Below are 9,362 nucleotides of genomic sequence, written 5' to 3'. Positions count from 1 at the left end.
CAGCTGAGGAGCCCCCTTGGAGTCCAAGGGGGCGCGCCGACAGGCGCGGGGATGTGGAGGTAAATGAGGCGGACCCCAACCTTGCTGCGCAAGGTTGGGGTGCTGGGTGCATGGCGCCCGGCACGCCGTCCAAACAAACAGAAAAGGCCGATCTTTCGATCGGCCTTTTCTGTTTGTTTGGCTGCCCCGGATGGATTCGAACCACCGAATGCCTGAGTCAGAGTCAGGTGCCTTACCGCTTGGCGACGGGGCAATATGTGCGTGCAAGTATTGCACTTTTTCCCTACAAAACCAAGGGTTAACTTGGTGGCTATGGGTGGACTCGAACCACCGACCCCAGCATTATGAGTGCTGTGCTCTAACCGGCTGAGCTACATAGCCTAGGGAGCCGGTAATTCTGGAGATGTATCTCGGATCTGTCAACACTTTTTCATCACGCTTGTGAGTGGGCAGCGGGCGTGTCAAAGTCGGATCAGTAGATTTTTCTAGGAGTCCGCATCGTGATCGATCCGGACGGCTATCGACCGAACGTCGGTATTGTGCTGATGCGGGAAGATGGACAGGTGTTCTGGGCACGACGCGTGCGCCGGGACGGCTGGCAGTTTCCGCAGGGCGGCATGAATACCGACGAGACGCCCGTCGAAGCCATGTATCGCGAGTTGCACGAAGAAACGGGGCTGTTGCCCGAGCACGTCGAAGTCCTCGGAGCGACACCGGGCTGGCTGCGCTATCGGCTGCCCGCACGCGCCATCCGGCGCAATGAGAAGCAGGTGTGCATCGGCCAGAAGCAGGTGTGGTTCCTGCTGCGTCTGTCCGGCGACGAATCCCATGTGACGCTGGACCATACCGACAGCCCCGAGTTCGACCAGTGGCGGTGGGTGGATTTCTGGTACCCGGTCGAGCATGTGGTGATGTTCAAGCGCGGGGTCTATGCCCGCGCGCTGCGCCACCTGGCGCCCTTGGCGCGTGGCGTGGCCGGTACCGGGGTGGAGTCGATGCCCAAGTCGGCCCAGGAAGCCTGGATGCCGGGCAACACCGCCGGGCACGACCGGCCGCGCAAGCGCACGCCGCCCAAGCGGGGCTATTGGCCGCGCAAGGCCAAGGGCGACCCGGGCGCGCCGTGATGGGGCGCGCCACGGCGTGCGGCCGTGATCTGTCTGAACCGTATCGAGAATGATTCAGATACGAAATTGACAACCATTCGCATTTCTATTGGAATAGCGGCAGGCCCTTCCTGGCCTGCCTGCCGAGTCCGCACGTGTACGTTTGTATCTGCAACGGGGTTACCGACCACCAGATCCGTGAAGCCGCCCAGAGCGGTGTCGCGAGCGTGTCCGAACTGACCATGCGCACCGGCTGCGGTGCCACCTGCGGGTCCTGCCTGGACATGGCGGCGGACCTGCTGGCCAAGTTCAGCGCCACCCACGACCTGCCGCTGCCCGTGCTGGGCCTGGCCCAGGTCGCCTGACCGGCGTCAGTGCCGGCCCGCGGCTGTCGCTATCCAACGAAGATGTCCGAGGTGCCGTTCAGCGGCCGACACTACGTTGCGTGTTCGCATTCTGAGTACGCGGACGCCGGGCGCAACTGAGCACGATTCGCGTTTCATCATGCCCCGGCGCGAAGCGCTACAGTGCGCGCGTTCACACGCAGCAGGAGCAGGCTCATGAAGGGCGACGCAAAAGTCATCGAATTCCTCAACAAGGTCCTCTACAACGAGCTGACCGCGATCAACCAGTATTTCCTGCACGCCAAGATGCTGAAGAACTGGGGCCTGAAGGAACTGGCCGATCATGAGTACAAGGAATCGATCGAAGAAATGAAGCATGCCGACATGCTGTCCGATCGCATCCTGTTCCTCGAAGGGCTGCCCAACTTCCAGGCGCTGGGCAAGCTGCGCATCGGCGAGAACCCCACCGAGATCCTGCAGTGCGATCTGGCGCTGGAGCGCGATGGCGTGGTCACGCTGCGCGACGCAGTGGCCTACGCCGATTCGGTGGGCGACTACGTGAGCCGCCAGCTGTTCGTGAAGATCCTCGATTCCGAGGAAGAACACATCGACTGGCTGGAAACCCAGCTCGACCTGATCGAACGCATCAGCGAGCCGAACTACCTGCTGACCAAGCTGGACGACTGAGTCAGTCCTGCAGCGGGACGCGCAGGCCGTTCTGATACCCGGCCAGCGCGATCCGCGCACGCGCGAACTCGGCGATGAGCAACGCCACCGCCACGGCGGGGCGTTCCAGGGTGCCGGCGCGCGCGTCGTGTTCGATCCGGCGCGAGGCCGCAGACAGGGCCAACGCGCCCACATTGGCACTGGCCGACTTGAGGCTGTGCGCCAGCGCGCGCAGCTGGTCCAGGTCGGCGGCCACCGAGGCATCCTGCAGCTGGCTGATCAGGGCCGGGGTGTCGTCCAGGAACACGCCGATGATGTGCGCGGTCTGCGCGCCGATCACCTCCACCAGTTCATCCAGCACGCTGCCATCCAGCACGGGCAGCGGGCTGTCGTCGCTGTCGGGCATCACCGAGGTCGGCAGTGCGGCGAACTGCATGTCCGGCCCGCGCGCCTCTGCGGGCTGCGCAGGCCATGGCAACGCGGCTGCATCGCCTTGCCAGCGTTGCAGGCACGCCTGCAGCGAGGCACGGTTGACCGGCTTGGACAGGTAGTCGTCCATGCCCGCCTGCAGGCAGCGTTCGCGATCGCCGGCCATGGCATTGGCGGTCATCGCCACGATCGGCTGGCGCGGCGCACCGGTGTCGGCTTCGTGCGCGCGCCAGCGGCGGGTGGCCTGGTAGCCATCCAGCACCGGCATCTGGCAATCCATCAGCACCAGGTCCACGCGCTGGGTATGCAGGTGCTCCAGGGCCTGTTGCCCGTCGGTGGCGGTGACCACGCTGCAGCCCAGTACCTGCAGCAGGCGCTGGGCAACGGCCAGGTTCACGCTGTTGTCTTCCACCAGCAGTACGCGCAGCCCCAGTTGTGGGGAGGGTGCGCTGCCGGCACCGGCCGCCACCTCCGCCAGCAGCGGTGCCGGGCGTGCCGGGGCCATGGCCGGGCGTAGCAGCGCGTGCAGGTCGCTGTCGGCGGCGTCACGTGGCAGCTGCACCGCATCCTCCAGCAGGACCGACGCGAGGGGTTCGGCACCCTGCAGCCACACCAGCCGGGGCAAGGGATCGCGACCGTCGCGCAGCACGGCCCGATGCAGGGCCGTAGCGCCATGGCGCAGGGCCTCCGTATCGGCGAGCACCCAGCTCAGCACCGGTTCGATGCCGGGGCGCTGCGGCGCACGCAGGATGTCCAGCGCAGCCGAGGCGCTTTCCACCACGTGCAGGCGCATGTCGTAATGCTGCAGTACCCGGTCGAGGCGCTGGGCCAGCAGCGCGTCGGTACTGACCAGCAACGCACGGGTGGTGGTGGTGCCGAGGGCGGGCAGGTCGCCGATGACCTTCAGCAGCGGAATCTCGAACCAGAACGTGGCGCCGTGGCCTGGCGTGGAGCTGACCCCGATACGGCCATGCATCAGGTCGATGATGCGCTTGCAGATGGCCAGCCCCAGCCCGGTGCCGCCGTAGATGCGGGTGGTGGAGGCATCGGCCTGGCTGAAGGACTGGAACAGCCGTGACTGCAGGGCCGCGTCGATGCCGATGCCGGTGTCGGTCACTTCGAAACGCAGCTGGTGCTGCGCGCTCGTTTCACCCAGGCGCTGCACGCGCACGCGGACCTGGCCGCGTTCGGTGAACTTGATGGCATTGACCAGCAGGTTGCCCAGCACCTGGCGCAGGCGCACCGGGTCGCCGCGTACCGAAAGACGCACGGCAGGATCCAGTTCCAGCGACAGCTTCAAGGCCTTGGGCTCGGCACTGCGCTGCATCAGCTGGACCAGCCCCTCAAGCAGCTCGCGCAGGTTGAAGGTGGTGATCTCCAGGTCCAGGCCCTTGGCCTCCAGACGGGAGTAGTCGAGGATGTCATCGACGATGCGCAGCAGCTGCTGCGAGCTGACCGTGGCGGTCTGCAGCATCTGCCGCTGGTCGGTGCCCAGTTGGCCGCCGGCGATCAGGTCCAGCATCGGCAGGATGCCATTGAGCGGCGTGCGGATCTCGTGGCTCATGGTGGCCAGGAACTCGCCCTTGGCCAGCGCAGCGGCCTCGGCGGCCTGTTTGGCCTGCAGCAGTTCCTGTTCCAGCACATCCTGCTGCTGCACCGCATGCTGCAGCTGATCGCGCTCGCTGGCCAGCGCGTCGCCGCGGCGTTGCAGCTGCTGCAGCCGCTGCTGGGTGTCGCGCCAATGCTGCACGCAGCTCAGGCTGGCCATCACCGTCACCACGGCCGCAGCGGCGGCAATCAGTGCCCAGGGGCCGCGGCTGCCGATCGCCGCCATCACCGCGGCGGTGCCTGCAACCGCTGCGGCCATGGCCGTCAGCCAGAGTGCGCGGGGTACCCGTCCTTGGGTGGTCGTCATCACAACACCGCGTTGTGGAAGTCGAAGTTCAATTCACTGCCCGCCGACTGCACCATGTTGCCCTGGATGAAGTCGACCCCGCCCATCCACATCGCGGCCGCCGCCTGGGGGTCTTCGATCTGTTGACCGATGATCTGCAGGCCGGCGCGGTGCGCGTTGTCGATGGCGGCCCGCAGTTCGTCGCGGGTGCGCTGGTTGGCGTGGCTGCTGGAGAAGCGCGCGGCCATGCGCACGTAGGTCAGTGGCAACTGGGTGAGCAGTGCATTGGCTTCGCTGCCCGGCTCGAACTGGCTCAGGCAGAAACGCACGCCGACGTCGGCCATGCGCGAACAGAACTGCTGCAGCGTGACGGTGTGGATCAGCGCATCGGGCAGGCGCACGTCGATGACCAGCGCCTCGCCGGCGATCTGCCGGCGCGCCAGCGATTCCAGCAGCCAGTCGGCGAAGGCATCGCGCGCCAGCGTACGCAGCGACTGCGACACGAACAGGCTCAGCGGCTGGGTGGCATGCCGGTACAGGTCGAGCAGGCCGAGTGCGTGGTCCAGCACCTGCTGGTCCAGGTCGGCGATGCGCCCGGCGGCTTCGGCCGCCGGAATCACCTGGCCGGCAGCGAGCACGGTGCCATCGGCCTGGCGCAGCCGCAGCAGCACCTGGTACTGGGCGGTATTGCCGCCGGCAACGGCCACGATCGGCTGGTAGGCCAGTTCCAGCTGGCCTTCGAGCAGGGCCAGGTGTTCCTGCGCGGCGACATCCTCGCGGCGCACATGCGCGGCGACACCGGCGGTAAGCAGGCGTGCCTGCAGGGTGGTGCGTTCCACCGCTTCCAGCGCGGTACCGGCATCGCTGAAGCCCAGGGAGAGCTGTGCATGCCCGACCACGCCGCGCAGGTGCACCGACTCGTCGTCGCGGATCACGAAGGCACGCCCCGACAACTGTTCCCGCAGGTGCTGGGCAACGCTGTCCAGGCTTTCCTCGTCGATGCCGCGGGCCAGCACCAGGAAGCTGTTGTCGTTCAGGCGCGCCAGCAGGTGCGGCTGCGCGCTGTCGGCCAGGCGCTGCGCGGCCTGCACCATCAGGCGCTCGAACGCGGCGTAGCCATACCGTTCGCGCAGGCCCAGGGCACTGGCCACTTCGATGAAGAACAGGCCGCCGTGGTCGCGGTGGGCCAGCGAGGCGGCCAGCTGCTGCATCACATGGTGCCGGGTCGGCAGACCGGTCTCGGGGTTGTTCATGGCCGGCGCGCCATTGGCACCGGGCTGGGTGGCGGCCTGCGCACGCGCACGGCGGATCCGGTTGGACACCGCGGCAATGAGGTGGCGCGGACGGATCGGCTTGCTCAGGAAATCGTCGGCGCCGCTGTCGAGCACCTCGAACTGGCGCTCGGGGTCCGGGTCGCCGCTGAGGAAGACGATGGGCAGCAGCTGCTGGCCGGGCTGCTGGCGGATCAGCGCGGTCAGGCGCATGCCGTCCAGGCCGGGCAGGTGCAGGTCCATCAGGATCAGGTCGGGACGGTTGTCCGCGATGGCCTGCTGCACGCCCTCGGCGTCGCTGTGCACGATGGCCTCCATCCCGGCGCCGTGCAGCACGCTCTGCGCGAACAGGGCCTGGGAGCGGTCGTCTTCGACGATCAGCACCCGGTAGGGCGCATCCAGGCCCAGCGGGGAGGCGGCGTCTTCGCGCGCCTCCACCTGCGGCAGCGGCGGCGGTGCCGCTGCGATGGCCGCGGTAAGCGGCACCACGTTGCTCGGCGCGGCGGCGACCGGCGCGGCGCTGCCAACCCACCGTTGCCAATGGTCGGCGGGCGGGGTTTCAGCGCGCGTGGCGCGGGCGGATGCAACAACGTTGTCGGTGACGGCCATCAATACTCCCAGTCTGCGACGCAATTATGCCGTGCCTGGCTGTGCCTACGGTGGCAGCCCGTCGCGATTCGGCAGCGCGCCAGGGCGCTCGGCGGCCTGCCCGAGCAGCCAGCGCATGCCCTTCCACAACGTGCGCCACACCCACCACACCACCAGCGCGCCGACCAGGCTGCAGGCGACCACCACGATCAGCGCCAGCCACGGGTGGGCCAGCGCCAACGCCAGGCCGCCCACCACCACGGTGTCCTCGGCGGCCGAGGCCACCCAGTTGCTGGCCGGTTCCGGTGAGGTGTTGAGCAGGGCGCGGGTGCCGGACTTGAGCCCGTGGCTGGCCAGCGCCACCCCGGCCCCGGCAGCCAGCGCGGTGCCGCTGAGTTCGCCACCGGGCGACAGGGTGGCGGCAGCCAGGAAGGCGCCGGCCGGTACCCGGGCCAGGGTCTGGACCAGGTCCCAGACCGAATCCACCCCGGGGATCTTGTCGGCGAAGAACTCGGCGACCGCCAGCACCGCCGAGGTACCCAGCACCCAGTACGATTCGGTGGCCTGCAGGGCCGGCGGCAGGTCTACCCAGCCGAGCAGCCCGGCCAGGCCCACGCCGAACACGGTCAGGTAGACGCGGATGCCCGCCAGCCAGGCCAGCAGGATGCCGACGACAAACAGATGGGCTTCGGTCATGACGCGCGCTCCGCCTGCAAAGTGTGCACAGGCCCACACTATCGGGGATGACGTCAATGAACGCCACCGCCGGCCACGTCCCCTGGCGCGTGAAATCGCCCGACCCTGATTTACACTAGCCAGTCGCTCGTTCCGACAGGGGCCGTGCCGGTATCGCCAAGCGCGCTGCCGCGGACAACCGCCATGAACTCTCCGACACCATCGCGTATCCAGATCCGCCGGCCCGGCACGCCGCCCGTGCAGGATCGCCGCCGCCTGGCCCTTCTGGCCGGGGTGTGGCTGGTCAGCGTCATCCTGGCGGTCCTGATCGGGCGCTGGACCGCCGGCCCCGGCGGGGATGCCGGCAAGCAGCTGGACGCCGCCGAGGCGCGCGCGGAAAGCCTGAACAAGCAGGTGGTCGAGCTGCAGCAGCGCCAGGCCACGCTGCAGGCGTCGGACCGCATCAGCCGGGCCGCCAACAATGAAGTGCAGACCTCGCTGGGCGAGCGCGACGAGGAAATCGCCGGCCTGCGCGCCGACGTGGCCTTCTACGAGCGGCTGGTGGGCGCCACCAGCCAGCGCAAGGGCCTGAACACCCATTCGGTCGAATTCAGCCCGGAAACCGGCGGCACCTGGCAGTACGCGGTGGTGCTCACCCAGAACCTCAATCGCGGCGCCATCAGCCAGGGCCAGATGCGTTTCACCGTGGAAGGCGTCAAAGGCGGCAAGCTGACCTCGGTCAGCTGGGACGAGCTGCACCAGCGCACCAAGGTGCCGGGCCAGGACTATTCCTTCCGGTACTTCCAGCAGCTCACCGGCAGCATCATCCTGCCGAAAGACTTCACCCCGCAACGTGTGCGGGTCACGCTGGGATCGGGCGCGGGGGGCGCCACCCAGGTTTTTGATTGGAAGCAGGCCGGCGCACCGGCGGCACCATCGGCGAAAGAAGGGGAGTAAGCCCATGTTTGGCAGCAACAAATCCAACCGCGACGGACATCTGGTCGTGGACGCGCTGATCGGCGCACAGGTGGTGATCCGCGGCGACGTGGAGTTCAGTGGGGGCCTGTATGTGGAAGGCACCATCCTGGGCAAGGTGATCGCCGCCGAGGGGGCAGCCAATGCCACCATCACCCTGGCCGAGCAGGGCAGCATCGAGGGCGAGATCCGCGCCCAGGTGGTGGTGATCAGTGGCCGCCTGGACGGCGACGTGCACGCCACCGAAAAGGTGGAACTGACCCCGACCGCGCGCGTGGCCGGCAACATCCACTACCAGGTGGTGGAGATGAACGCAGGCGCGCAGCTGACCGGTCGCCTGATCCATGGCAGCGCGCAGATGGCCGCGCTGCCGCCGCCGGCCGACGAAACCGCCGGCAAGGGCAAGGACGGCGCGGCCCGCAAGAAGCTGGCCGAGGCCATGGCCTGAACGGCTGAACGCTTGAAAGCGTGCCCATGCGCCCCCATGCTGGGGACATGAGCACGCTTGTTTCCCTGCCCGGCGCACCTGTCGCCGCGCCGAACTACCAGTCGCTGGACCGTCCCCTCAACTTCACCGAAGCCGCTGCGGCCAAAGTGAAGGAATTGATCCAGGACGAGGCCAGTACCAGTCTTGCCTTGCGTGTGTACATCCAGGGCGGTGGCTGCTCCGGCTTCCAGTACGGGTTCGAGTTCGACGAGAACCGTGCCGAGGATGACCTGGCGGTGGACACCAACGGTGTCACCCTGCTGGTGGATCCGTTGAGCCTGCAGTACCTGATGGGCGCCGAGGTGGACTACACCGAAAGCCTGACCGGCGCGCAGTTCGTGATCCGCAATCCGAACGCCAAAACCACCTGCGGCTGCGGCAGCAGTTTCAGCATGTGATGTGCCTGGCGCTGCCGACCCTATCGGTCGGCTGGCGCTTGCCACTGTGATCGAATGTGGGCAGGCTTGCCGCATGTCGACATTTTCTACGCCGCTGTCCGGCTTTGCTTTCACTACCGATCCCCTTGAACGTGCCGATCCGCTGCGCCAGGACGCCGACGCGCTGGCGCGGCTGTGGCCCGATGCGCACGTGCTGGTGCTCGACACCGACGGCCGCGCGCTGGCCGGCGACGATGGCCAGCCGCTTGCGCTGACCGGCGCGCAGGTCGGGGGCGGGCCGGGAACGGCGATCTTCCTGGGGCTGCGCGGTGAGCGCGCCTGGTTCTCGCTGGAAGCGGCGAGCGTGGATGTCACCGCGCCGCAGCGGGTGGACCTGCGCGAGTCGGCCACCACCTGGTCGGCCGCCGATGCCAGCGCGTTCTGCTATGCGCGCGGGATGTCGTACTGGCAGTCGCGCACGCGCTTCTGCGGGGTGTGCGGCGGCGGCATCACCTTCGCGCGCGGCGGCTTTGTCGGGCGCTGCGCGCAATGC

General features: G+C 67.8%; 9 protein-coding genes, 2 tRNA genes and 1 pseudogene. 7 read left to right on the top strand and 5 right to left on the bottom strand.

The window, feature by feature from the left end:
* Window positions 1-178: 178 nt before the first annotated feature.
* Together DBR34_RS09595 and DBR34_RS09590 are read right to left on the bottom strand one after the other, a co-directional pair.
* Window positions 179-253 (bottom strand) — tRNA-Gln (locus tag DBR34_RS09595).
* A 51-nt stretch (window positions 254-304) separates the two neighbouring features.
* Window positions 305-381: transfer RNA gene (locus DBR34_RS09590), tRNA-Met, on the bottom strand.
* Window positions 382-500: 119 nt separating this feature from the next.
* Here DBR34_RS09590 and DBR34_RS09585 point away from each other — a divergent pair.
* From DBR34_RS09585 to bfr, 3 genes are all read left to right on the top strand, one after another.
* The gene (locus DBR34_RS09585) at window positions 501-1,124 is read left to right on the top strand and encodes an RNA pyrophosphohydrolase (RefSeq protein WP_038685796.1); all 624 of its coding nucleotides are present in this window, start codon (window positions 501-503) and stop codon (window positions 1,122-1,124) included.
* A 134-nt stretch (window positions 1,125-1,258) separates the two neighbouring features.
* On the top strand, window positions 1,259-1,468 hold the full coding sequence (locus DBR34_RS09580; RefSeq protein WP_038685797.1) for a (2Fe-2S)-binding protein: 210 nt from the start codon (window positions 1,259-1,261) through the stop codon (window positions 1,466-1,468).
* 195 nt (window positions 1,469-1,663) lie between these two features.
* Complete coding sequence (gene bfr, locus DBR34_RS09575; protein ID WP_128096615.1) at window positions 1,664-2,134, top strand: bacterioferritin; 471 nt, start codon at window positions 1,664-1,666, stop codon at window positions 2,132-2,134.
* A 1-nt stretch (window position 2,135) separates the two neighbouring features.
* Here the strand turns inward: bfr and DBR34_RS09570 are convergent, their stop codons facing one another.
* The 3 genes from DBR34_RS09570 to DBR34_RS09560 are packed head-to-tail and all read right to left on the bottom strand — an operon-like array spanning window position 2,136 to window position 6,991.
* Window positions 2,136-4,409, bottom strand: a complete 2,274-nt coding sequence (locus DBR34_RS09570; protein ID WP_258223786.1) for a hybrid sensor histidine kinase/response regulator — start codon at window positions 4,407-4,409, stop codon at window positions 2,136-2,138.
* Between the two features lie 47 nt (window positions 4,410-4,456).
* Complete coding sequence (locus tag DBR34_RS09565) at window positions 4,457-6,316, bottom strand: EAL domain-containing response regulator (RefSeq protein ID WP_128096613.1); 1,860 nt, start codon at window positions 6,314-6,316, stop codon at window positions 4,457-4,459.
* A 45-nt stretch (window positions 6,317-6,361) separates the two neighbouring features.
* Window positions 6,362-6,991: a DUF4126 domain-containing protein gene (locus tag DBR34_RS09560; RefSeq protein ID WP_128096612.1), complete on the bottom strand. Its 630-nt coding sequence runs from the start codon at window positions 6,989-6,991 to the stop codon at window positions 6,362-6,364.
* A 183-nt stretch (window positions 6,992-7,174) separates the two neighbouring features.
* Between DBR34_RS09560 and DBR34_RS09555 the strand changes: the two genes are divergently transcribed.
* From DBR34_RS09555 to DBR34_RS22510, 4 genes and pseudogenes are all read left to right on the top strand, one after another.
* The gene (locus DBR34_RS09555; RefSeq protein WP_128096611.1) at window positions 7,175-7,927 is read left to right on the top strand and encodes a DUF6776 family protein; all 753 of its coding nucleotides are present in this window, start codon (window positions 7,175-7,177) and stop codon (window positions 7,925-7,927) included.
* Window positions 7,928-7,931: 4 nt separating this feature from the next.
* Window positions 7,932-8,393, top strand: coding sequence for a polymer-forming cytoskeletal protein (locus DBR34_RS09550; RefSeq protein ID WP_128096610.1), 462 nt, complete (start codon window positions 7,932-7,934; stop codon window positions 8,391-8,393).
* Between the two features lie 47 nt (window positions 8,394-8,440).
* Window positions 8,441-8,830, top strand: coding sequence for an iron-sulfur cluster insertion protein ErpA (gene erpA, locus DBR34_RS09545; protein WP_038685803.1), 390 nt, complete (start codon window positions 8,441-8,443; stop codon window positions 8,828-8,830).
* Window positions 8,831-8,903: 73 nt separating this feature from the next.
* Window positions 8,904-9,362: pseudogene (locus tag DBR34_RS22510) on the top strand (NADH pyrophosphatase); the annotation flags it as partial.

Origin of the sequence: Stenotrophomonas sp. HMWF003 (assembly GCF_003061285.1) — a bacterium.
In the GTDB taxonomy this organism is placed as follows: Bacteria; Pseudomonadota; Gammaproteobacteria; order Xanthomonadales; family Xanthomonadaceae; genus Stenotrophomonas; species Stenotrophomonas maltophilia_AP.
This window is presented reverse-complemented; position numbering and strand designations above follow the sequence as displayed.